Source organism: Pseudomonas sp. St29 (genome assembly GCF_001547915.1).
Lineage (GTDB): Bacteria > Pseudomonadota > Gammaproteobacteria > Pseudomonadales > Pseudomonadaceae > Aquipseudomonas.
Window position 1 is genome coordinate 3873337 of sequence record NZ_AP014628.1, and the last position, 24725, is coordinate 3898061.

Here is a 24725-nt window from a genome sequence, read left to right on the forward strand (position 1 = left end):
GGATGGAAAGCATCGACTTGCAAGTCCTGCGCACCGCACGAGACTGGCGCGCCGCCGCGGAACCGGTGTTGCTGGTCACGGTGGCCCGCACCTGGGGCTCCTCACCGCGCCCAGTGGGGTCGATGATGGCCTTGCGTGGGGATGGGCGGGTGGTAGGCAGCGTGTCCGGCGGCTGCATCGAGGACGACTTGATCCATCGCTATTGCACCGTCCATGGCGGCGCCGGGCTCCAGGACGGCGTGCCTGAGGTGGTGCAGTATGGCGTCAGCGCCGACGACGCCCATCGCTTCGGCTTGCCCTGCGGCGGCACCCTGCAGCTGGTTCTCGAATTCAACCCGTCGAGGTCATCGCTGGATGAACTGCTCGCCGCGCTCGACAGCGGACGCCTGATACGCCGGGGCCTGACACTGGCCAGCAATGAGGTGACGCTGACCGCCACGGCGACACCCGAGCAGTTCAGTTTCGACGGCCGGCAGATGTTCAATACCCTGGGGCCGGCGTATCGGCTGCTGATGATCGGCGCCGGCGCACTGGCCGAGTATCTGGCCACCATGGCCTTGTTCAACGGCTTCAGGGTCGCGGTTTGCGACCCTCGTCCGGAATACATCGAAACCTGGGCGGTACAGGGCGTGGAGCGCATCATCGGCATGCCCGACGACGTGGTCCGCGACTTTGCCGTCGACCTGAGAACCTGCATCGTCGCCTTGAGCCATGACCCCAAACTCGACGATCTCGCACTCCTCGAAGCCCTCCACGGCCCGGCGTTCTACATCGGCGCCATCGGCTCGCGGCGCAACAGCCAACTGCGTCGCGAACGCCTGATCGAGCATTTTGGTGAAACCCCGGCCTCTCTCGAGCGCCTGCACGGACCGATCGGCATCTACATCGGCAGCAAGACACCTGCGGAAATCGCCGTCAGCGTGATGGCCGAGATCCTTGCCGCCAAGAACGGCGCCAGCTTGCCGGGCGCCTTCAGCATCGCCCAGGCCAAGCACGCCATTGAGTCTGTGGCCTTGTCGTCCTAGTCCCCCGCCCCGCCGATTGCCTGCGCGGCGCGGTGGATATCCGCGCTCGGGGTGCAACGTCTGCAGCAGTTGGCGCCGTTTTCCAGCACGTTTGCATGCTGTCCGATAAACGCTGCTGAATATTGTGCTCGTCCCTCAACGCAGTAATATTTCCGTTCCAGCCCCCCATGCCAACGCTTATCAAGGATTGATACATGAGACTGTTCCGGCCGCGTTTTGCCCTCCCCGCCGCGTTGCTGCTTACCCTTTCCCTCTCCGGCTGCATGTCCGATCTCGATTCGGGCGCCTACGGCAGCATGGACGATCCGCGCTACGCGCAGCTGTTGGACCAGGTGGACGCAGCGCTCAAGGCGAACATGGCGGTGGTGCTGGTGGCCGACGTGATGCCACACAAGTCGCTGAGCGATGCACTGACCATGACGCAATGGACGCCGACGGCGATCTGGGAATACGAGAAGGATCCAAAGGTGACCTTCGGCCGCAAGTTCCAGACCAATGCACTGCAGCGAAAACCCGGTGAAACCTATCTGTTCAAGGCCTTCGAAGTGCACATCCTGCCGCCCGGCAAATACCTGCTGACCGGCGGCGATGACTACCAGATCCGCGGCTTGCTCGACCAGGTCGGCGCCCGCAGCGGCCCGCCCGGTTCCGGCCGTGGCGCCAACGGCACGGCGTACCTGTCCCCCGAGCTGTATCGCGAGTACTACCGAGAAGAGGTCTGGAAGGACGCCACCTACGGCAGCGAGACCAAGACCGAGACGGTCTGTACCGCCGTGCTCAGGGCGTCGGGAGCCTGTGTGAGCTGGGGTGAACAGCAATATACCCAGACGACCGCGGGCGCACCGGCCGGCTATTACCAACAAACCGACTCGCGCGACGTTCCCGCGATCAAGGTCCAGGCGCGCTTGCCGGTGGACAAGGCGCTCGCCAGCTTCACCCTGCAAGGCGGGCAATTGCTGCTGGCCCCGCGCATGCACCTGAAGACCCCTGGCTACAAGTACCAACAGTCCAAGTGCCGGGCGGTCGATCCGCGGAAGATCGAGTGTCCGCTCGACAACCTGACCATCTACACCTGGCCGGCGCCGATGAGCTTTGCCCAGAATCTCATTGAGCAACGCAGCCTGAGCGAGAAGCACCGGCAACTTTTGTCCAGGCTCCAGCCCATGCAGATCACGCCGCTGGGCAAGCAAGGCATGGAGGATCCCGTCTGGGGCGTACCGCTGTCGTTGTCCAGGTAAAGGCGCCCGAAGCCTTCGCGTGGCTCCAGTGGCGCAGCGCCTTCGCCAACGCCAGGAATCATCGAGCGCAACAGATGGAGCCCATGATCAAGCCCGCGAGTGGTGATGCGGTGAACAACGGCGGGGCACTGGCCGGCCTCCCCTCCGGGCCCGGTCCAGCGCCGGGCTTCTCGTACCCGCCCACCCTTTTCCCTGTTATGGTTGCGCCCTTCAACCAGATGGCAGGAAGCGGTCGGGAATGGATTCAACGAAAACACTGGCAGTGGTTTTGCTGGCATTGGCCAGCACTTCAGTGGTGGCCCACGAGAATAATGATCCCGTCGAAAAAGCGATGTTCATCACGACGGTCGCCCCCCTCCTGACTGTTAGCGGAACCACTGCGCTAACGGTCTACGGCCCGGGAAGCATGAAATCGGCCAAGGCCGACGCGCTCGCATTCATCGGCTCGGATGGCCAGATTCGCGGCGCCCAACTTGAACAAGCCGTGCGCTACTACCACTCGGCCTACGGCCAGCCGCACATGACCGATCAACAGTTGGCCCTGGCCATCGCAACGTCGCCCTGAAAGCCGCCCCTTGCCCCAGGGCCGACGCGGACCTGCACACGCGTCATTGCCCTGCTCCACGCTGATCAATGTTGGTCGTTTGCCAGTGCCGCGCCACTTCAGCCCAGGACAGCGAGCCCTCTACCTATCAAAGCCGATCACTCAGTACCGCACTCAACTGCGGGCCGCCTATTCTCATGTCCCACGGCCTGATGACGGTGGAAGGAACAACCACCGTCCAACCCAAAGGACAAATGATGAAATCGCTACCCGTGCCACGGTCAATTGTGGGTGAGTCGCTAGAACTGCGCCCGCTGCAAGCCACAGACTTCGAGTCGCTGTGCAACGTCGCATCCGATCCCTTGGTTTGGGCCCAGCATCCAAGCCCAATGCGCTATCAGGCACCCGTTTTCCGCGAGTGGTTTGACCAGGCACTTGCTTCACAGTGCGCGCTCGTCGTTCTTGATCGCAGCAACAACCGGGTGGCTGCACCTGTTCAGCGATCAGAAAGCCAGTACGTTGCAAGCGTTCATCCCGGACTGCCGGCGCCGAGCACCACGCTTTGGTCCAGTAACCGTAAATGCACTGTTGGTTCATTGCCCAAGGTTAGGCTGGACGGGAATCAGATCCTGAACTTCTGCGCAAGAGTAGGTGTTGGAATAGTCGTAGAATTTCGGCCTTAATTCGGAGCCGTAGCTCATGCATTGGAACGCAGACGAGCCTTTTTGCAAGATTAGAAAGTGAACCGTGCCGACTCTTGCTGGCGACTGGTAGGCGGCTTTGATCTCATAACCACTGCGTAACAGATCGGTCACCTTTTGAGTTTCCGCCAAGGCCAATGTGCTAGTGACCAGTAGGCCCAGCAGCGAGATGCTCAGGGCATTTTTTGCAATACGATTCGTTCTTGGCATGAATCCGTCATCCGTGAAGGGAAAATGCCAAGTTACCTAAGTTCAACAAAACCGTCACGGCCCAAGCCAGCTGAGTCGTAAAACTCAGCGGACTGGTCACACTCCGACAGGACTAGTCCAGAAAAGTCCAACCAGCGCGAGCTGAAAAACCTACTCGATTTCTTCAATGACCCACCAGCGCCGCTCGAGGATACTGAGCCGCACATGTGCGGCAATACCTATGGGAACGAGGAAAGACCGCGCCGGTTGCGGCCAGGAAAGCGGGCTACAGAGTGAGATCTACTCGGCTTCTAGTGATGGAGGATGGACAGCCTATGACAAAGAGCATGCTGCGAAAGCGGTTTGACGACGCTCGCGAAGCCGCCGGAATTTTGAAGTCAGAGTTCCAAATGCGAGACCTGCTGGCCAATGCGGCCACAGACAAAGAAGAATCTACAGGGAGTATTCGCGAGACACGCGACCAACTTGGACACACCACTGTGAGCATGACAGAGCAGTACGTTCGCAGGCGTCACGTAGCCAAAGTTACGCCGACGAAATAAGCGAATTACGGAAAAGTTTTTTGATTGCGGAAAAAACAACTAAGGGCTTGCATAACATACGTTATGCAAGCCCTTGAAATAGATGGTGCCCGAAGCCGGAATCGAACCGGCACGCCCTTACGAGCGGGGGATTTTAAGTCCATTATTTTTTCCTTATAAATCATAACTTTATGGTGAAGATTTTTCCGCACCACACAAATTCTCTGTTCGTTTTAGGGTAGTGAAACCAGGACCTCAAAACAAATTGCGGAAAGAATTCGGGCCGCCGGAAACCCGTATTTCAAGCAAAGGCAGTCGGATGTAGGTCTGTAGAAATGGCCTTGAAGCTGTCACCGGTTACAGCTCTACATTGAATCCGCTGAGGCCCACGCCTTCGGCAAAACGCCCCACGGCGGTCAAGCTGGCCCAGGTGCGCAGTGACTCACGTCGCGAGCGCACCGGCACCCAGCGTGCGCCGCTGCCGCCCAGGCGAATCGACAGGCCCCTGTCGGGGCCGCCGTTGATCTTGGCCACCAGGCATTCGCGCACCGCGTGTTGTTCGGCCAGGGCGCGCAACACCTCTTCGTGAATACCTTCGCCGATCACTGTTCGTGCTCCTGACGCCGCGCCGTGGCCGCTGCCTCGAAGGTCTTATACAAACCTTCGATACTGGCCGCGTTCAGCACCTTGACCGTCTCCAGGCCCAGCACAAAACCTTCGGCACGATCACTGGCGCGAAACAGGTCGTCAGCCGTGTGCGCCAGTTCAATTTGGTGCAGCAGTTTCAGGGTTTGCACCTCCACTGCGTTCGGCAGTTTCAGTGCCGCCAAGGCATCAGTCATGCGTACTCCCACGTCCAGAGATCAACCAAATATCGAGGGAATGGTAGACCAACCCTGGGGGTGCCGGCTTCCACGGCCACAAAAAAAGGCCCCCACACCTGAGCCAGGTGTGGGGGCCGATTGAACATAGGCTCGAATTAAACGCGCCCAGAACTGGCGGGGGCGAACGCTGCAACAGAATTTCGGACCTCCTCTCTGGCTTCATCAGCGCTTCCCCAGCGCCCCATCTTCACCCACTTACCTGGCTCCAACGCTTTGTAGTTTTCAAAGAAATGTCGAATCTGCGCGAGCAGCATCGCTGGAAGGTCATCGCACTCCTTCACATCGCTATACAAGGAGCTGACTTTGTTGTGAGGCACCGCGATGATCTTGGCATCGGCGCCTGCCTCATCCGTCATATACATCACACCAATTGGGCGGCTCCGAATGACGACACCGGGTGAAACCGGATAAGGGCAAACGACAAGTACATCCAGCGGGTCGCCATCCTCACTTAGTGTGTTCGGAATGTACCCGTAGTTAGCCGGGTAGAACATCGGCGTAGTGAGGAAACGATCCACAAAAAGCTGGCCGCTTGATTTGTCGACCTCGTACTTAATCGGAGCATGGTTTGCCGGAATTTCGATAACGGTAAAAAAGTCATCGGGGATCGCGTTGCCAGCAGGAATGTCGTTATAGCTCATAGTCTATCTCCATGGTGTCAAGCAGAATGCGGGCCATTGGTGTTTTTGCCGACGCTTCCCATCTCGATGGGTGTTTTTATAAAAAACACAGAAAAATCTTCGGCTTCCAACCGTTTGAACAGCCTGTCGGACTCATCCTCGGTGATAGCCATTCGAATCTCAGTAGGTTGATCCGCGAACTCAAAAAAATGTGAAGAATGCAGTCGTCCCGTATGTCCAAAACCCTCGATACCGGTCGAAAGTGTCGCGCCTCTCAACCCCATTTCTTTGGCCAAGTCGACAATCCAGTCACCGAGCATCTTTCCTTGATGACGACGGCTCTGTTGCGTAAAGAAAATCACCAGAAAACCTCGCATTTTGTACTCCTCAGCGTGTACCGATCATCTGATAGGAAAATAGCCCGGCAGCGGTCATCGCCAACGAGCCTACGACGTGCAATGAAACTGAACCCAGCACCCAGAGCAATCTGCCTTCCTGAATCAATGCAACCGTTTCAGCCGAAAAAGTAGAGAAAGTAGTGAGCCCACCACAAAACCCCGTGATGACCAGCAGCCGCCATTCGGGACTTAGTGTTGGGGACGCTGCGAGGAATGCGATGGCTACGCCAATGATGTAGCCGCCGACCATATTTGCGGCCACCGTTCCGGGAGGAATTGCTGGAAACAGACCGTTGAGCTTGATGCCCAATAGCCAACGTAACCAGGCGCCCAATGAGGCACCAACGGCAATGGCCAGAAGTGATTTCAGCATAGCAAACTCACCTCGCTGGACCACCGTGGCCAAACAAGTTGCAGCAGCCCACCGATTGAGGAAAGTGATTGAGGGATTGGTTTCATGATCCTGTCCTAGATTAAGGACAGGGGGGCAGACACGCCTACGCACCCTGTCCAGGGTTCACGTAGGCATCATCAGCACAAGGCGGTTTAAATGGAGGAATGCCATCTCCAGCCCAAATCCTAAAGCACTTCAGCTACAGATTTCAAGGCCACTACCGGGCTAAAACTTGGCAATCCGTCACAGCCAGACGGTTAAGCTAACACTCGTTGTACGGCGACAGCAGTTGCCTATGAGCGACTGCTTTTAGTTGCCTGCCAAGGCGGTTCCTAGGACTGCCGTATCCGCAGAATCGCATTTGTAATAGCTTTTGCATTTGTATCCAAAGTTTCCATAGCCACGACTGCGTTATCTGCAACAGTGTCTGCGCCATTCTCTGAAAGCCATACGGTGACCTCCTCTATTGCCGCCGCCAGGGCATGCTGGTTGTGCAGAAGCAATGTAAGCGCATCAGCAGTGGCGATGTTGGAGGCTGAGTTGTCTGGCATGCGATCCATCCTGGAAATGAGAGGATTGCAAAGCCTAGCTCATGCGGCAGCACTCAGGGGCCGAGATAGGCACGCATAGCCCCATTATCCGCACCAGGATAGTGCGCCAGTCCCATCTCAGTCCCATATGGCCTTTTTTCAGACGCCAAAAACCAGAAACCCCCGACTTTCTCTAGGAAAATCAGGGGTTTGCGTTTACTGAATATGGCGGTGAAGGAGAGATTCGAACTCCCCCCCTAACGACTATCAACATTCTTTGCGATACTTGGCAACGGCAGCTTTCCCCCCAAATGGGTCATTCGTTGTCAAATTTTGGAAAGATTTTACCCACCATTCAGATCATCAGCTAATTAGCGGATTCAACCGGACGTCGCAACACTGGATTGTTTACAGACTTTAGATACTCATTCAGTGCTTCGGCAGGTTTTTTCCAGCCGAATGTTTTTCGAGGTCTAGTCTTAAGTACGTGTGCTACCGCCTGTATTTCTTGAGCGCTCCACGAGAGAGGTCAGTGCCTTTAGGGAAGTATTGCCGTAGAAGGCCGTTCGTATTTTGGTTTTTGCCGCGCTGGCATGGACTATGTGGATCAGCAAAGAAAACCTTGACTCCGGACTCGATGGTACATCGAGCGTGATCCGACAGCTCCTTTCCACGATCCCAGGTCAAAGATCGCCACAGCTCGATGGGAAGATCAGTCACCTTCTTCAATGCATTGGCCATACTAACAGCCCCATAGCCAGCCAGCGCTCGGCCGTTCTCCGTGCGGGGAATTAGCCCATAACCTTTCTCGCGAGGCAGATGGACGAGCATGGTAAATCGAGTTGAGCGCTCGACCAGAGTTCCAATCGCAGAACGGTTCAGACCGATGACCAGGTCGCCCTCCCAATTTCCGGATACAGCCCGATCTTCTACCTCAGCAGGGCGACTGGAGATCATGAAGTCCTCGTTGACGTGTGCCCACACTTTGTCCTGCGCTCTAGCTCTCGGCACGCGCAATGCTCGTCCTGAGCGCAGGCAGCTCACCAGTTCGGGCTTGAGAGCTCCTCGACCCAGAATATAGAGCGTCTGATATATGGCTTCATGATAGATGCGCATGGATTCATCATCCGGAAAATCGATCTGGAGCCGGTTGGCAATCTGTTCAGACGACCAGCCATTGACCCATTTACGGTCACTGCGATGCGGTTTTTTTTTCGACCGTTGAAGGGCACTTGCCGAGGCCCAGATATCTCACGACCATCGGCGTCTTGAACCTTGCCCTCAAGGCGGTCGCGTACCTACTGGTGTATTTGCGGGTTAGTGACCAGTTTCGCCTTCCATTTCGCTACTGACGCTCGTTATTCAAGCCGACCGCAACGAGCAGCAGCATTTCGTGTCAGCTCCCGTGAAATTGTCGATGGGCTTCGTCCAAGGCGACGGGCGACCTCACGAACGCCAACACTTTGCGCTCGAAGCAGCCAAATCTCTTCTCGCTCTGTAAACGATAAGTAACATCCTCATATGTGTTTCGACATGAATAATGGCATCCCGCCTCGATGACGGAACCAGCGTGTACCTACCGCTGTTGATACGCCAACGGCATGTGCTGCCTTTTCGCTTGTGCTGCCTGTTGGAATCTGCATCCAAAGTTGCCGCTCGATTTCATTACGAAGTGAGGATGCACCTGGAGAACGCATCGCTCCCCGCCCCGTTATTTTTTGCATCCATCCGGCGGGTCGTCCCATAAACACCTCGATAAAGGTGTTACGACGACCGGTTGAGTCCGCCGGCCATCAACGGCAACACAGATACAACGGATACAAAACACCAGTAGAAGCCGATGCAATTGCCGGATAAACCTAAACTAGGTGTCCAGAATTCGTTGACCACAACACATCCATCAGCAGCCTCCCGAGCACAGCGCGGACTCAAATTTGCATTCGCTAAGTGCCTCTTGAGGAAGGACTCAAGTTTTTTAGGCTCGGGGGCAGTGACTGTATGAATTCGAACCAATCACTGACGGAAGGTAACCGGACTAGGGCCGCTTATTTTGATGAGCGGATCAAAGTTAAGGATTGCCCTCCTGAAGTGGATGTATAGTTCCGCTGTAACCGCTGGCCAGCTCTTACAGTGCAATAGCAGCCTCCCCTGACGGATTAGAGATAGGTCATTTCCATTAACACCGTTGCACTGTAACTACCCGCCTCGGGGAGCTCGCCTAGGGCCACCGGTTTGACCTGCAGGCTCAGCTCAAGTGGAGCATCGGCCAGCAGCCAGGAGGCGGCAGCGCCGAGGCTTAAGTCGGTTTGGCTGCTGTTGTGCAAGAGGTTCAGGCGCAAACCAAGGTTGGCACGATCGGTGAGCAGCGTCCGATTGTCGGCGCTGCCCTGCCCTGCAAATAGTTTGAGGGTCAAGCGGGTGCCGGCACGGCAGTCAAAAATCAGCGGTACGTCAATGCTTTGTGCGCTGTCTGCGGCCAATTGGCCGAGGCTCACGTTGCCCAGGTCCACTTCCTGAGTATTAGTGAAGCGCGGTACGCAGGGCGGAGCGACCAGTTTGCCGCTTATGTCGATGCTGGCACTATCACCCGCGTGCGCGTCGGCACCTGCCAAGGCAAGCAGAATGTATAGCAGCGCTTTCATAGGTAATTGATGGTCATGACCATGGATGAAGTGAACGCGCCGGGCGTTAGTGTGCCGCGTTCGATTAGTTTCGCCTTGAGACTGATGTCGACGTTGCCGCTGAGGTTGTTGTAGGCCTTGGTGGTCCCGTTGAGGTTGGCTGCCGTATCGTCCGCCCACAGCAAGGAAACGCCGAGGTTGTTGACGCTGGTCTTGGCTACGGTGGTGGTGTGCGTGCCTTTGCTGGAGGTGAAGCTGACACTCAAGGATGATCCGGCCGGGCAGGTCATTCGCACGGGCACCGCCACCGTGCCCGTGCTGGCAACCTGGTCGGTGCGCACGTTGCCAAATTCGGCAGTCAGGGTTGTGGCGGTGCTGAGCACACAGGGCGGGCGCGTGAGCGTACCGCTTACCGTGATATTCACTGTACTAGCAGCAGTGGCGGTGGTGCTGAGCAGCAGCAACGCGAGCAATGACGTTTTCATAACGGCCTCATTGGTAACTGATGTTCAAGGTGTATTGGCTCTGGAACGCACCGGTGGGCGATTGGCCGCTAACCACTTGCGGCCTGAACGTCAGATTCACGTTATTGGCGCCAGCGTTCATGTAGATGGTGCGCGTATTGGAAAAGACGACTGGGTTGCCGGTATCGGTCCAGAGCGACTTCATGTTGAGCCCGGTCAGCGTGGTTCGCGACACCCCGTTATTCGCGTCAACTACCGCCTGACTTGGCGTTAAGGATACTGCGGCGCGTACTTCAGACGGGCAGTTGACCGAGACCCTGGTCGACTGGGTCTGCCCGTTGATACTAGTATTGCTGACGGTGCCGAAATTGAGGTTGACTGCACTGGGGGTGCTTAGCGTGCAGCTGACAGCGGTGACGTTGTAGATGAAGGTGATGTTATGGAACCATTCGGCATAGTTCGGGTAACCCGCCGATGTAACACCGAGGGTCACCATGGCGGTTCTTTTGCCCGGAGTGCTTGGCGCTGTTCCCGCAATGACATATGAGTATGAAAGATTGCTGCCTACCGCTAAACGCTTGCAGGGGCCGCCCAAACAAGTAACTCCATAGCTACCGAGCGGCAGTTCAGACATGTAGGAATTGTTGTAAAAGTCCATCACCTGCAAGTTTGCCGGGTTTGCTCCTAGAATGTGACCAATTTGTAGATTAGCGGCGGCACCTTTGGGAAACGTACGCTTAACCGTGCAGCTTCCACTGAACGGGAAGCGCATCTCAGCGCCGGCCTGAAAGTTGTAGCCGTCAAGGTTTGACCCGGTAACGTTGCATGCGAGGTTACCGCTGGTAAATGCCTGGACGTCGAGCGACACCAGCCAAACCAGCATTAACCCCATGAGTGCGCGCGGGTGGATGCCGCTCATGATATTGAATTTCATACCTTACGAATCCTCGGCGCCCGAGCCATCGGCTGTACGCTTACATTGAATGTTCAGTTGGGTAATCCCGCCTTTCTCCGTCCCGTCGTCTTGCAACCTCAGTGCTCGACTGCACCAGGGTTGCCCGCCCACGCTGATCGACAGCAGCGCTTCGAGCGGCACGCCTGTCATGAACACGCGCCCCTTATCGGCTACCAGGGTGCTGCCCAAGGAACGGCCATCCGGGGCGTAGAGTTCGGCCTTAGCGGCAAAGGGCGCCGCTTCGCCGTCGGCATCGAGGACGCGAAACAGGATGCGTTTGCCGCGCCGTGTGTCGAAGTTCGCCAGCACAAACGCCCCACGGTTCGGCGTGACCTCCTTGACCGGCTCAGCAATGTCTACGTCAGCGGGCATCGACTGGGTATCCAGCGACACGCGGTTGCTGCGGTAAGGCAACGCCTGCGGCACCACCGTGTAGCCGTTAGCATTAGTGCGCACACCGGGCTTATTGCTGATACCCACCCCCGTTGCATCAGGCGTAGCCACGATCACATTGGTTTCACCAAGGGGCTGGCTGAAGATCAGGTTGCTGTCATAGGCCACCAGCGAACCTTCAATACCCATGTCCAGCTGACGATTGCCAGCGGTTTCGTTATAGGCTCCATGCAGTGTCGCGCTACGCGCCTCATAGTGTGCGGCGAATGAGCCCCCTGTCTGACGCTCGTTACCGTTGACTTGCTGCGAAACACCTGCGGTGTAGCCCAGGGTGTTATCTGCAAAGGCGTTACCGCTGATGGTCGCCGTACGCGACGCCATACCGTGCGCGCCCTGGTTGGCGCTCGCTGTGAGTCGCTGACTGCTAGTGCCGCCCAAGGGCATGCTGATGTTCAGGGAGAGATTGCGCTCATCCGACTCTTCACCTTTGTTCAACCCGAGGCCAAGGGAATAGGAAATGCTCCCTGTACTGAAGGTGTAACCAACCTGGATCGAGGTATCGGCCTTGTTTGTGTTCCAATAATCGGTTTTCGTGACGTTGGCATAAATGCCGCCGTAACCGCCCAGTTGCTGGGACAGGTTGGCGGTGAAATTACTTTTCATGTGGCCTTGCCTGTAGGTGTCTAGCGACAGGCCGCTGAAGCGGCTGTTGAGCGCCTCTTTGAACGAGTAGTAACCGCCAGTGGAATAGCGGTAGCCGATGAGGCTGAAGTTAGTGTCGGTTGCGGCCAAGGACTTGGAGTAGCGGAAACGATACGACTGGCCGCTGGCACTGGTTTTTGCAGGGCCCATGGCATCGCTGCGGGCGTGAGTCACGTCCACCGAGATCGCACCGAAGCCGGCAAAGTCATGGGCAAAGCCCAGCAGGCCGGCGTTGTATTGGTCGCTCAGGACGCTCCCACCGAACAGCGTGGTGTCACCGCTCACACCACGGCGCAGCGAGGTCTGGATAAAAGTCGGAGTGTTTTGGTTTACAGCCGTTGGGGCCGGGCGGTACTGACCGGCGAACACCGAATAGCTCTGCTGGCCCTCGCGCAACATATAAGGCACCGACGAGAACGACTGGGTGTATACCTGACGTTGGCCGTCAGGGCCTTCAACGGTGACTTCAATGTCACCGTTGCTGGCAGTGGGGTACAGGTCGGTCAGGGCAAACGGCCCAGATGGCACCCACTGCTCATAGATCACATAACCGCGCTGGCGGATGGTCACTCGCGAGCGGCCATTGGCGATGCCGCGCACCACAGGTGCGAAATCCCGGGCCTGGTCCGGCAGCATGTCTAAGTCGGTGGCAATGCCCAGACCACGATAGGGGATAGCGTCGAACAGGTCGCCCTCGGTGGTGGCGTCGCCCAGGGTGGCGATCGCCATCATATCGCCCATGTCGCGTTGGGCGTAGGTTTCCAGGGACTCCCACCGCCCCGTCTCGTCCGTATTTTTATGCCAGGTGGAAAAATTGCGCAGGCGCCAGGCCCCAGCGTTGACGCCGCTGCGCAGGCTACCAAACTGATTCTCGCGACGGCCGCTCTCGCTCTGCGCGGCACTGCCAGAAAAACTATAGTTGGTGAAGGCAACCTGCTCGCCATCGCTCCACTGGCGCCGTCGCACCGCAAACGGCATGCTGCCGAGGTACGACTGGGGAATTTCAATAGACAGCAACTGACGGTTGAAATCGTAGTCATACACCACACCGGCCAAACCTTGATCGAACGCCAGGCAGGTAACATCGGCGTCGCTGCGATTTTGCAGGGCCTCTTCGGTGACACTCTGGCTGCGAAAAAACTCGGCATCCAGGCAGGGGAATAAGCCTGTCGCGGATTGCTCGGCATCTCCTGTAGCACGGATAAAACGCAGGTCGCGCGGCTCAAGCGAGTGCTGATTAACCAACACATCCACCCGGTAAATGCCCGGCAACTGCCCTTCACTCATCGCGCTCACCTGTTGCTTCACTGCAGCCGAACTCTGCCCGCCGCCGATCTCAAGAAAAGATGCGTCGAACTCGTAGGCGGCCTGCACGGGCGCCAGCTGCAAGGCCAGAGCGGCCACGAGCGGGCAGCCGAACGCCTTCACGGCGCAACGGCGCATGAGTAGGGATACAGTATGCATTGGGCGTTCCTGAAAGGGTGTTGCGAGGCTTGCTCTTAAGTATCAGTGAATTCGCACAACGGGGGCGGCCACGATGCTGCCGTAGTCGTCGATATAGCTCAGCTGCACTTCATCGCCAGTCTTGACGGGAGTCGACAGCACCTGCTGTTGACCGGGGCGCAGTACATCTGGGCCTTGGGTGACCGGCCGGCCGTTGAGCTTCAACTCGCTGACCACAACGTGATAGTTGGATGCGTTGTTGACCGCCAGTGCTCCAGCGCTGGCCTGCCAACTCACCTGCGCCACCGCGTCCTTGAGCGAGCCTTGCAGGCCGGCCGGACGGTAGAACAGTTTGATGGTGGTCTTGAGGGCTATCTGCAGCACGTTCTTACCGCGCAGCTCGTCACTCATTGCCGGGATGGCTTTGACGTTCATCAGGAACAGACTTTCGCGGTCCTGGGGGACATCGGCATCACCGGCGAAGATCACGCGCAGGATGTTTTCTTTATTGGCATCCAGGCGAAAAAGCGGTGGCGTGACGATAAAGCTGTCAACGCTTTCTTCACTGGCACTGCCGAAACGGCTGACCCAGGACTGCACCAGATAGGGCGCCGCGTCGTCACGATTGCTCACGGTCAGGTTGGCTTCGTTGGCTGCACCGTTGTAGACCAGCCGTGTGGCGCCGACGGTGACGGCAGCCTGGGCGAAAACGCTGTACCAGAGCGGTACAAGGGCAAGGAGAAAGCACAGTTTTAAGCGCATAACGGAAAACCTCTATGTCCGCGGGCCGGCGCGTGGCGCCAGGCCCACGGTGGTGTAACGAGCGATTACTTGTAGGTCACGTCGAAGCTGGCCAGGGCGTGCACCTGACCGGTACCGATGCCGGAGGTGGTCACGGCGTCAACGCCCTCACCGGTTGTCTCGTCGGCGGCGGTGCGCACGTAGGCAGCGGTAAAGTCGAAGGTGTTGGACTGGGTCCGCAGGTTGTAATCGTCGGTCGGCGTGTTCAGCGGCAATATCTTGCCCGTACGGGCGTCTGCAATCTGGATGGCGATACCACGTACCTGATTTTCACCGGTCAGACCCAGCAACGAGGCGTCGCTGGCATCCTGCTGGCCGCTGAAGGTGATGGCGACGCTTCGCTTGGTCGCAAAACTGCAGTTGTCCAGGCTGATGGAAAAGGCTTTCTTCTTGGCGGTGGCTCCTACGTTTGTACCGAAATCAGCGATACGGACCGGGTCCAGAGCTACAGATTTGCTGACGTCGCCAGTAGTGATCGTGCAGGCGTTATCGGTGACCGAACCGGTGAATTCGATCTGCCCATCAGCTGCGTGTGCGGCGGTACCCGCCAGTAACCAGCACGCGCCGCAAGCTAGGGTGTATTTGCTAAGTGCGTTGAACATTGCAATGCCTCGTTATAAGAATTGGATAGGTGTGGACTCACCCTTGGGTAAGTCAACCTATGGTGCAATGCAGCCTTCGCCGCGTACATAAGACGAGTCTTAAAACTATTCGATTAATCATGGACTTGCCCCCTACAAAATCGCACATCAAATACCTGCTAAATTGATGTTGCGGCCTAGCGCCTGAACTTCCGCGGCGAGCGATAGTTCAAGGCACTGTGCGGATGCTGCTCATTTATGTTCGAAGGCAATTGCTAGGTTGCGCAGTGCCGTTTCTCAATCAGGCTTGGACATGTGCGCCATGTAGTTAAGCTTGATCGTCTTCGCGAAGTTTTCGGCTATGCCGTTGCTCTGAGGACTCCGTATCGGGGGCGTCCCCAATTGCAAGCCGATCTGCCGAGCAAACAGATGAGTCAGTTCTGCGGTGTACGCCAAGCCGTTATCGCTGAGCCATTGCACCGGCGTGATCGGCAGTTGATCACCAAAGTGCTTCTCCACGCTTTCCAGCATCAAGTCACAGATGCCATCGCCGCTGTACCCGGTCGGGCTGGCGACCCAACCGATGGCCTCGCGATCGCAGCAATCCAGGGCGGAGATCGCGCTCAGTTTGGCGTCGTCTTCGCAGCGGAACTTAAAGCCGTCCGAGCACCAACGCGTATCGCCGGTTTTCACCACAATGCGGCCTTAGTGCCGACTCTGTGCACCGGGCTGTTTGATTCGGCGCTCCAGGAGAAAATTGTAATCACGCAGGACCCGGTAAACCCGCTTCACGTTGATCGGGGACTGCAACTGACGTTCACACGCACGGCGCAGCGATCCCCAGACCCGACGGTATTCATAGCTGGGCAACTCGCCGACCTGTTGCTGGATTTCAACCACCAGTTCAGCGTCGCCTACAGGCCTGCGGCGCCGTGCTTTGGGCAATACCGACTGCTTTATAAGAACCGTTAATTGCGAGCGCGCCACACCGAGACATTCGGTGAACAGTTTCACTAGTCTTCCCCCGGCAACAAAAGTGAGTGCGTAATCCATTTTCGCGACCGGGCGATCTCCACGGCCTCTTTGAGGACTTCTGCTTCCATCGTTTTTTGCCCAGTATCGGTTGCAGTTCACGGATCTGCTTGAGCGCATCGCTCAGTGCGGACGCCGGCATCACCGCTTCACCGGCGCTGAGCGCCGACAAGCTGCCACCCTCATACAGCTTGCGCCACAGGAGCAACTGATTGTCATTGATGCCATTGTGCCGAGCGACAGTCGACACGCTTTGCCCTGGCTCAAGGCTCTCGCGAACCATCGCCGGCTCTAGATCTGGACTCCAGAGGCGCCGTCGCCCCCCCCCATTCTTATCGTTGCTTTTAATCATAAACATAACCATTTGCTAACCCCTTATCGCAGGGGGCGGGGACGGTGCCCTGCCTCCCATGGGCCTCGTTCAAATCCATCACAGAGAGTCGCTTGTTTGTTTCTATGCGAGCCATGTCATAGGCAATAACGGAGCTACAGCACCCACGCCTAAACGGCAGCCCCCCCCCCCCGCACTTAGTCTGGTGACTAACCGACAACACAACAGCGCAGGCGTTAAGCGGCCTCACTTTAGGACTAGTCTTATAGAAAGGCTGCACTTACACCGTTATCGTTTCGCCGATGAGACTTCCATGCCGGACACAACTAACAGACACCTCTTTTTTCACGCCAAAAGCAGCGAAAAATTTGTTGCGTCTATTGGCACTGGTGTTGCTATTGACTGTCTATCTTGGCACCTACAATTACTTGCGCGCACAGTTAAACGAGGAAGTTTCTATACGGCGCGGCTACATGAACGCTGCACTCACCCACACCCAAGGATTTTTCGTCCGCCAGCAGGCGCTGCTCAACAGCCTGAGCCTGTCATCGATACATACCAGCTCAGCCCCAACCTCGCCCCTCAGCCCACTGGCGGCTGAGGATGTGTCGATCCGTTTGGGCAACACAAACGCAAGCGCGAGTCTGGTGCTTACGCAGCGAATGCGCGCCTACCTGCGCGCTCACAACTTCAACCTGCTGTACGTCGTCCATGATGGCGAGGCCGATGCCACTTGGTTAACGTCCGCGGACACGACGCCCAAGCCATTACCCCGCAGCCTGGTGCAACGCCTCAGAGCCCTTCAAACCAGCCAGGTGGCGAGCGAACAGACGTGGTGCCTGATAGACCCGAGTAACGGCGCGTTGTATATCTTCACTTACGTAGACAGCGCCAATCCGGCGCTGGGTTGGCTGGGTTTGCAACTGCAAACAAGCGACCTGCTCGCCATTGCACAGCATCAAAAAGCCGGTAACTTCATGTTGTTCGATGAAGGCGGTCGCCTGGTTATCAGTAGCGCCGCCGACCAGCAAACGCCCGCCCCCATGCGCTTAAGCGCCGGCAGCCATTTTGGCTGGGAAGGCACACACTGGTTGCCGGACCGCCTGGTAATTCGCAAACACCTGGAGTATTCGCAGTGGCAAATTGCCTATAGCCTTGAGCTGCGCACGCTGCTGCCAGCACTCGCCTCATCGTTGTTTTTCTGCCTGACGCTGTGCGCGCTGGCCACTGCGCTGATGGACTACTTGGTACGGCACATTGATCACGGGTTTATCGTACCGGCTGCTGACCGAATCGCGGCGTTGATTGAGAGCGAGGCCTTCAACAGTGCCGTAATCGAAACCGCTCCGGTTGCCCTCTGTGTTCTGCGTCGTGGCGACGCTGAAGTGGTGCTGGAGAACGCGCTGTCCCAGCGCTGGCTTGGTGACGGGCCACGTCGCCAACATCTTTGTTGCGCTTGGATTAAGCGCGCGTTCGACGATCGCAGCACTGGAAACAGCGATGAATTCGAGGCGGACGATGGTCGCCAGCTTTACTTGAGCTTCACGCCCACTCGTTATCACGGCGAAGACGTGCTGATCTGCGCCTTCAGCGACATCAGCGAACGCCGGCATGCGGAACGGGCACTTGAGCAGGCGCGCAGAGCGGCCGATGACGCCAACGAGGCCAAGACGCTGTTTCTGGCGAATGTCAGCCATGAAATTCGTACGCCCTTGTACGGCGTGCTGGGTACGCTGGAACTACTGGGGCGCACGGCGCTGAGCGTGCGACAAAAAGCCTACCTGAGGGCGCTCGAGGACTCGTCGAAGAATCTGCAGAACATCATTTGCGATATCCTAGACATCTCGAAGATCGAGGCCGGGCAGTTGGCGCTCGAACTCATCACCTTCTCGCCGATACAGCTGGTGCAGGAGGTCATTCAAGATTACGCCAGCGCAGCACAGAGCAAAGGCCTGCATATATTCGCCTGCATCGATCCGCAGCTGCCCTATCAGGTCAAAGGCGACCTCCCAAGGATTCGGCAGATCCTCAGCAACCTGCTCAGCAATGCGGTGAAGTTTACCGAGCATGGGCGCATCGTTTTACACGCCCGCCTTGAAAGTCGCGAAGACGAGCGCGCGATGCTGCAATGGCAGGTGATCGATACGGGCAAGGGCATCGCCCCGGACGATAAAGACCATCTATTCGACCTGTTCTTTCAAGCCCGCTGTGCACCACATGTCGTGGCTGGCACCGGCCTGGGTCTGTCGATCTGTCAGCGGCTTATGCACTTGATGAACGGCCAGTTGCAGGTCGCCAGCGAACGGGGCTTGGGCACCAGCGTCACCCTGAGCCTGCCACTGGAGCAGGTTGACGAGGCGCCATCCAACGCCTGGGCACGGCCGTTACTCAGCGAGAACCTGTATGTCGTGTCGCCCGTGCGAGAACTGTCAGAAAGCATTGCCGGCTGGTTGCGGCGGTGGGGCGCCAGGGCAACTGTCGGGGCGCCGAGCAAAGCTGAGCTCACGACCAACGCCATCCTGATCGAACTACACACCGGCCTAGCCAAAACCCGCGCAGTGCTCGACTGGCCAGGCCCCCGCGTAATCGCCAGCGCCATCGCTCAGGAGCCGATCATGACCTCAGCGTGCTGCTGGCATGTTGACCTGAACGACCTGCAGGCGCTGAATCACGCCGTGCAGGTGGCGCAGAATCCACAGCACGAAGAGCAGCCGGGCGCGAGCCAGGTACCGCGTCTGGAGTTACGGGTACTGGTCGCTGAAGACAACGTCATTAGCCAACTGATCCTGCACGATAAGCTCAAGGAACTGGGGTGCCACGTGGTGATTGCCAGCGATGGCGTGCAGGCACTGACACGCTGGCAAGCCGAACCCTTCGACCTGATCCTGACCGATATAAACATGCCGAACATGAATGGCTACGAGCTGACTCAAGCCTTGCGCCAGCACGGCTGTGTCCTCCCGATCATCGGCGCAACCGCTAATGCCTTGCAGGGCGAGCGCGAGCGCTGCCTGGCTGCTGGCATGGACCACTGCCTTACCAAACCCTTCACGCTACGCGCGCTTTACCAATGCCTGCATACCCAGGCCCGGAGTACACAGTGACCCCCTACCGCGTACTCATCGTTGATGACCATCCGTTTCAACACCAATACCTGTTGAATGTATTCAATGACGCGGGCTGCTTTCGTGTTGAGTCCGTAATGGATGGCGAGTCCGCCCTGCAGTGCCTAGCGCGCAACCGCTATGACCTGCTGCTCAGCGACTTGATGATGCCTTGCATGGACGGCGTTCAATTGATCCAGAAAGTCGGCGCGCTGCAAAACCCGCCGGCCCTGGCGGTCATGAGCGTTGCCTCGCGTCGAATGCTGACCGGCGTTGGTCAACTGGCTAAGAACTTGGGCCTTAATGTCGCTGGTCTAATCTCCAAGCCGGTGCAGGCCAATGAGGTGCTGCGTCTGCGCGAATTCCTTGACACCACGCTGCATCAGGCCACGATCATCGGCGCAGACTCGCCCAGCCACAGTCGGAAAACCCTGTTGGACGCAATGAAAAGCGGCGAGATCCAGGCCTGGTTTCAACCCAAGAAATCGTTGCGCGATGGCCACATCGTTGCCGCCGAAGCGCTGGTCCGTTGGGTGCATCCCACCCAAGGCGCGCTGCTGCCCAAAAACTTCCTCGCCGATATAGAACGCATGAACCTAGACAGCGAGCTCATGCTGTTGATGCTCAACCAGACGCTGAGCGCGCAGGCAAACTGGCGACAGGAGGGGTACGAGATTCCGGTGTCGATCAATTTGCCCACTCACTTGCTGGACCAGAACGACCTCCCAGATCGTCTCGTGTGCGCAGTAAAACGCCGTGGTGCGCGCCCGCGGCAGATTACCTTCGAGCTGATGGAGAACTCGATGACACAGGCACTGAGCAACTACTACGCAGGCGCCTGCCGCCTACGCATGATGGGCTTCGGCTTGGCCCAGGATGACTTTGGTCAGGGCTTCAGCTCTTACTTCAACCTACTATCGACGCCATTCAACGAGCTAAAGATTGACCGATCCTTGGTGCACGGCTGTGCCGAGAACGACAGCCAGGCCTCGACCGTGGAAAGCATCGTCAAACTTGGCAAAAAGCTTCGTCTCACTACTGTGGCAGAAGGTGTGGAAACCGCCCGCGAACTTGCCTTTTTGCGCACCATCCAGTGCGATCAGGCCCAAGGTTTTCTGATTGCCAAGGGGGTATCGGAAGATGCCTTCGGTGCATTGCTGCGTGACGACGGTCCAGCACAGGCCTAATTCCTTGAGCGCTGATTGACTCGCGCCATTAGCAGCTGTCGCCAACAGGGCCATGAGCAATGCAGAACACCCGCTGCGCCTTGCTCGTGCCTTATCGCAACGTGATGGCACTGCCCCCCGCGACCTTGTTAAGGCGCGCCTCTCTGGCAGCAGAATCGCAGAATAGTGTGCTTACATTTAAGACTGACCGCCCAGGTGGCGTAGTCTGTAAGATGAGCAATCCGCACTTCGAGCGGCTCGCCGCGCCAGAAAAAGTCACACACATACAAGAAATCAATTGTTGCGAGCGACGGCGTGCGACGAAACCTAGGAAACCAGAGAATGCCCGCACTAAAAGTCGTGATCGCCGATGACCACCCAATCGTGCTGCTCGGCATGAGCCACCTCATTGAGCGCGACGCGCGCTTTGTCTTGGTCGGGGAGGCAGTCAGTTCCAGCCAGTTGATAGACCTCCTGCATAAGCACCAGCCGGAAGTCGTAATCACTGATTTCAACATGCCCGGCGATGAGGTGTATGGCGACGGGCTAAAAATGATCGAGTACATCATCAGGCATTTTCCGGCGACGCAGATTCTGGTGCTGACCATGCTATCCAGCAGCCTGATCGCCGCGCGGCTGGAGGCGCTGGGCGTTGGCGTCATCCAGAAGAATCACATGCAGAAAGAGATCGACCAAGCCTTGAGTGTGCTGAGCAACCGCCGCGGTCCTCAGCCGCTCACATCGGAGGCAGCCGAACCAGAAGACACCGCCCCGGCAGACGCACTATTCGCCAGTCTTTCGTCGCGCGAGTTGGAAGTGGTACGCCTGCTCTTAGCTGGGATGAGCGTCACCGACATCGCACGGCAACTCAGCCGCAGCAAGAAAACTGTGAGCACGCAGAAGATTGCCGCCATGCGCAAACTGGGCGTCGACAGCGATATGGAACTGCTGACCTACTGCATCGAGACCAAGCTCTTTAATTAACCCACGCGGACCATCAGCGCCAGCTACTAACCATCACGGTTAGCTAATCCCAGGATTTTTCATGAAACACGATACCCGCTCGATAGGCGAGTTAGCCCTCAGCTCAGTCAGGCAGAACCGCGGCGTGTTACTGCTCGGTGCATTTTCTCTGGCGTGTATGGTGCTCATGACCAGGGGAATGGCCCGCCTGCTTGAGGAGGAAAACAACAAGGTCCATTACCACTTTGCCCGCCTAATGGCCGATGTGCATGAGCATGAAACCTTTCTGCGCAATATCGCGATACGTTATCGCGACGCGTTGCGCCTAGAGATAGAAACGCCACTGGCGATTCAGCTCGACGCGCGCTCGGGCGATGCTCAACGGGCGGTGTACCAGGGTCAGCAGTTTGCGCTCTCACTCCCCTTCACCTTGGCGTTCGACGCGCGCTACAGCCTGGCCGAGATGCGCGCGCCCATAGCCTTGGCGGTACGCATGGCAGACTACTACGGCACCTACTGGGCCAACGCTGAATACACGGCTCCTCAGATACTGCTGTTCGCCCCCAACAACCAGTTCTCCATTGCACTGCCGGCCACCGACTACCCTGGCATGGATAGGCCACTGACGCAGGCGAACTTCTTGCCGCTCAGCGCGGGAATCTACCAACGGCTGACAGCGCAGCAAGCGGCCTTGAGGCAGCCGGAGGTTCTTTGGGAAAAAATCAGTCCGGCTGATGGTGACCGCCTGATCGCCTCCATCGGTATCGACCTGGCAGACTCCCTCCTACCCTCGGCCACCGAACACCTGCAGGGCATTCTGACCTCACGCCTGGATATGGATAATATCGAGGACATGCAGCGGATTCTTGAGCGCTCGTTCTACGACAGCTTCACCCTCATCTCCCCCTGCGGCAAGGTACTGCTGGGTAAGGCAGACGGCAAAGAACAACTGACCAAGGGGCTGAGCTTGGCGCTCGACGGCATCAACGTCAGAGTCGCCACCCACCACGGCAAGGCGTGGACCGGCATCTATGTCATCAGCTATGCGACTTTTTTGCGTGTGGCTAAATGGCCTTTGGTGGCGCTCACGCTCACCCTGCTGGGCTGCGCCCTCAGTACCTGGCTGGCGAACCGCTGGTACCGCTCGCGCGTCGTGTTACCTGCGCAGCACGCACATCAGAGCCTGGTGGAAAGCCAGACCTTCATCCGCGACGTCATCGATGCGTCACCCACCGGCTTGTCCCTTGTCAGACGCAACGATCGACATGTGTTCCTGAAAAACCAGAGCGCCCAACACTGGGGCGGCACCACCCAATTACTGGATCTGATCGAAAACCAAGCCGAGTCCGCCGAGCTGTGCATGAAGGTCGGCGAGCGCTATCTGCAGGCGTTCTTTGTACGCTCGCGCTACCGCGGCGACGACGTGCTGCTGTGCGCCTTTATCGACATCACCCAGCACCACGCCGACAACACTGCCCTGGCCGAAGCTAAAAAGAACGCCGACCACGCCAGTGAAGCGAAAACGCTGTTCTTGGCCACCATGAGTCATGAGCTGCGCACGCCACTCTATGGCGTGCTTGGCAACCTCGAATTGCTCGGTCTTACCGACCTCAACCCGCGCCAGCGGGCTTATTTGCAGACTATCCAAAGTTCGTCTGATAGCCTGTCGGGCTTGATCAGGGATGTGCTCGACGTGTCCAAGATCGAAGCCGGCCAAATTGCCTTGGAGCGGGTACCTTTCAGCCCTCGCGAACTGGCCACAACCTGCCTGGCAGCGATCCGTGCCAATGCCAACGCCAAGGGGCTGCAGCTGGACATTGAGATCGACGAACACCTGCCCGCGCGCATGGAGGGCGACCATATGCGCGTGAAGCAGATCATCACCAACCTGCTCAACAACGCGCTGAAGTTTACCGAGGTAGGCCGCATCAGCCTGCGGCTCACTGTAATCGAGCAGCAGAACCAGCAGGCAACCCTCTGCTGGCAAGTGGTCGACACCGGTATCGGCATCTCCCGTGCGCAACAGGCGCGGCTATTCAAACCGTTCTATCAAGTGCCCGGCAGCTCCCAAAGAACCGGTGCAGGGCTTGGCCTCTCCATCTGCGCGAGCCTGAGCGAATTGATGGGCGGCCGTTTACGAGTAGTCAGCGAGTTAGGCCTGGGCAGCAAGTTCTCCCTCGAACTGACGATGAAGGTCATACCCGAGGCCCCACACAGCCCGAGTATGGGCATCGAGCAAGCCGCACGGTCCTTCCACCTGCGCATTCTGGTTGCCGAAGACAACCCAATAAACCGGGTCATCCTGGAAGAACAACTGACGGCCCTGGGCGCGCAAGTGGTGAGCGTCGCGGACGGCGCCCAGGCCCTGCAACGCTGGCAGCCAGAAGCGTTCGATATAGTGATCACTGACGTCAACATGCCCGTGGTAAACGGCTACGAACTGGCTCAGCAGTTAAGGGCGCGAGGCGCAACGCTGCCGATTATAGGCGTCACTGCCAATGCCCTGCGCGATGAAGGCCAGCGCTGCCTGTCGATGGGGATGAATGCCTGGATCGTCAAACCCCTTACCCTGAACAGCCTGCACGACACGCTACTGAAAGTTTGCCCTACTGGCCTGGCAGCGGCAAAAACGGTGGCCGAGCCAGCCTTGATGGCGCCGACACTCGACAAATTCTCGCCGCAGATGCAGGCGCTCTTCTTCAACACTATGAATGCCGACATCACCGCCGCTCGCACGGCCCTGGCTTGCGCAGACAGCAACACCCTCATCCAGTATCTGCACCGCATGAGCGGCGCCTACGCGGCCGTCGGCGCTGAGGAAATTTCCGAGCAGTGTTTCAGCCTAGAAGAAGCCATTACAAAACAAACGCTGACCGCTGCACTGGCCGAAAAAGCCGACTGCTTACTGCGCAAACTAGGGACGCTGATTCCGGCCTGACGCCGCGCTGCAGCGTCCTGAGCACCAACCGCTTCAAGAGGTCTGAATCGCTCCTAGTTTCATAGTCAGATTTGAGAGTTCGTTTTGGGTCGCTTTCTTCCTGACGCGACTGGCTGCTATTGACCGATTCTGTTGAAAAAGTAGCTCCCCTGTTTGACCTGCGGCA

20 protein-coding genes, 2 pseudogenes and 1 riboswitch are annotated in these 24725 nt (G+C 57.8%); of the genes and pseudogenes, 7 read left to right on the forward strand and 15 right to left on the reverse strand.

Going from position 1 to position 24725, the window contains the following annotated elements:
- Positions 1–2 precede the first annotated feature (2 nt).
- The 3 genes from PST29_RS17220 to PST29_RS17230 all read left to right on the forward strand — a co-directional run bounded on the left by PST29_RS17220 (position 3) and on the right by PST29_RS17230 (position 2828).
- Complete coding sequence (locus tag PST29_RS17220; RefSeq protein WP_060843821.1) at positions 3–1025, forward strand: XdhC family protein; 1023 nt, start codon at positions 3–5, stop codon at positions 1023–1025.
- Positions 1026–1219: 194 nt separating this feature from the next.
- Positions 1220–2263, forward strand: coding sequence for a hypothetical protein (locus PST29_RS17225; protein ID WP_060843822.1), 1044 nt, complete (start codon positions 1220–1222; stop codon positions 2261–2263).
- A 238-nt stretch (positions 2264–2501) separates the two neighbouring features.
- Positions 2502–2828: a DUF2388 domain-containing protein gene (locus PST29_RS17230; protein WP_060843823.1), complete on the forward strand. Its 327-nt coding sequence runs from the start codon at positions 2502–2504 to the stop codon at positions 2826–2828.
- A 572-nt stretch (positions 2829–3400) separates the two neighbouring features.
- Here PST29_RS17230 and PST29_RS17235 read toward each other — a convergent pair.
- The 15 genes and pseudogenes from PST29_RS17235 to PST29_RS31085 all read right to left on the reverse strand — a co-directional run bounded on the left by PST29_RS17235 (position 3401) and on the right by PST29_RS31085 (position 16409).
- Positions 3401–3718 (reverse strand): hypothetical protein, encoded by a 318-nt coding sequence (locus PST29_RS17235; protein WP_060839628.1) that lies wholly within the window; start codon positions 3716–3718, stop codon positions 3401–3403.
- Positions 3719–4596: 878 nt separating this feature from the next.
- Positions 4597–4845, reverse strand: coding sequence for a hypothetical protein (locus PST29_RS17245; protein WP_060843825.1), 249 nt, complete (start codon positions 4843–4845; stop codon positions 4597–4599).
- On the reverse strand, positions 4842–5081 hold the full coding sequence (locus PST29_RS17250) for a hypothetical protein (RefSeq protein ID WP_082729259.1): 240 nt from the start codon (positions 5079–5081) through the stop codon (positions 4842–4844). The genes PST29_RS17245 and PST29_RS17250 overlap by 4 nt, the downstream gene beginning before the upstream one ends.
- Before the next feature lie 137 nt (positions 5082–5218).
- The gene (gene ppa / locus PST29_RS17255) at positions 5219–5764 is read right to left on the reverse strand and encodes an inorganic diphosphatase (RefSeq protein WP_060843827.1); all 546 of its coding nucleotides are present in this window, start codon (positions 5762–5764) and stop codon (positions 5219–5221) included.
- Between the two features lie 17 nt (positions 5765–5781).
- Positions 5782–6120 carry a DUF190 domain-containing protein gene (locus PST29_RS17260; protein ID WP_060843828.1) on the reverse strand — a complete coding sequence of 113 codons (339 nt, stop codon included), beginning with the start codon at positions 6118–6120 and terminating at the stop codon, positions 5782–5784.
- Between the two features lie 10 nt (positions 6121–6130).
- Positions 6131–6514 (reverse strand): fluoride efflux transporter CrcB, encoded by a 384-nt coding sequence (gene crcB, locus PST29_RS17265; RefSeq protein WP_060843829.1) that lies wholly within the window; start codon positions 6512–6514, stop codon positions 6131–6133.
- 142 nt (positions 6515–6656) lie between these two features.
- A riboswitch (Fluoride riboswitch) is annotated at positions 6657–6719 on the reverse strand.
- Positions 6720–6867: 148 nt separating this feature from the next.
- Complete coding sequence (locus PST29_RS17270; RefSeq protein ID WP_060843830.1) at positions 6868–7086, reverse strand: hypothetical protein; 219 nt, start codon at positions 7084–7086, stop codon at positions 6868–6870.
- Positions 7087–7432: 346 nt separating this feature from the next.
- Positions 7433–8789, reverse strand: a pseudogene (locus tag PST29_RS31080) (IS30 family transposase).
- Between the two features lie 432 nt (positions 8790–9221).
- On the reverse strand, positions 9222–9707 hold the full coding sequence (locus PST29_RS17275) for a fimbrial protein (protein WP_060843831.1): 486 nt from the start codon (positions 9705–9707) through the stop codon (positions 9222–9224).
- Positions 9704–10171 (reverse strand): fimbrial protein, encoded by a 468-nt coding sequence (locus tag PST29_RS17280; protein ID WP_060843832.1) that lies wholly within the window; start codon positions 10169–10171, stop codon positions 9704–9706. The genes PST29_RS17275 and PST29_RS17280 overlap by 4 nt, the downstream gene beginning before the upstream one ends.
- Positions 10172–10178: 7 nt before the next feature.
- The gene (locus PST29_RS17285; protein WP_060843833.1) at positions 10179–11084 is read right to left on the reverse strand and encodes a fimbrial protein; all 906 of its coding nucleotides are present in this window, start codon (positions 11082–11084) and stop codon (positions 10179–10181) included.
- 3 nt (positions 11085–11087) lie between these two features.
- Positions 11088–13664 carry a fimbria/pilus outer membrane usher protein gene (locus tag PST29_RS17290; protein WP_060843834.1) on the reverse strand — a complete coding sequence of 859 codons (2577 nt, stop codon included), beginning with the start codon at positions 13662–13664 and terminating at the stop codon, positions 11088–11090.
- Positions 13665–13706: 42 nt separating this feature from the next.
- Positions 13707–14405 carry a fimbrial biogenesis chaperone gene (locus PST29_RS17295; RefSeq protein WP_060843835.1) on the reverse strand — a complete coding sequence of 233 codons (699 nt, stop codon included), beginning with the start codon at positions 14403–14405 and terminating at the stop codon, positions 13707–13709.
- Positions 14406–14470: 65 nt separating this feature from the next.
- Positions 14471–15046, reverse strand: a complete 576-nt coding sequence (locus PST29_RS17300) for a fimbrial protein (protein ID WP_060843836.1) — start codon at positions 15044–15046, stop codon at positions 14471–14473.
- A gap of 176 nt (positions 15047–15222) precedes the next feature.
- Positions 15223–16409 (reverse strand): annotated as a pseudogene (locus tag PST29_RS31085) (IS3 family transposase).
- A 281-nt stretch (positions 16410–16690) separates the two neighbouring features.
- On the opposite strand from PST29_RS31085, the gene PST29_RS17310 reads away from it, so the two are divergent.
- From PST29_RS17310 to PST29_RS17325, 4 genes are all read left to right on the forward strand, one after another.
- Entirely contained in the window at positions 16691–19492 is a 2802-nt protein-coding gene (locus tag PST29_RS17310) for an ATP-binding protein (RefSeq protein WP_060843837.1), read from the forward strand.
- Positions 19489–20679 carry an EAL domain-containing response regulator gene (locus PST29_RS17315; RefSeq protein ID WP_060843838.1) on the forward strand — a complete coding sequence of 397 codons (1191 nt, stop codon included), beginning with the start codon at positions 19489–19491 and terminating at the stop codon, positions 20677–20679. Before PST29_RS17310 ends, PST29_RS17315 begins: the two co-directional genes overlap by 4 nt.
- A gap of 321 nt (positions 20680–21000) precedes the next feature.
- Positions 21001–21642 carry a response regulator gene (locus PST29_RS17320; RefSeq protein WP_060843839.1) on the forward strand — a complete coding sequence of 214 codons (642 nt, stop codon included), beginning with the start codon at positions 21001–21003 and terminating at the stop codon, positions 21640–21642.
- A gap of 61 nt (positions 21643–21703) precedes the next feature.
- Positions 21704–24559 carry a hybrid sensor histidine kinase/response regulator gene (locus PST29_RS17325; protein ID WP_060843840.1) on the forward strand — a complete coding sequence of 952 codons (2856 nt, stop codon included), beginning with the start codon at positions 21704–21706 and terminating at the stop codon, positions 24557–24559.
- Positions 24560–24725 lie beyond the last annotated feature (166 nt).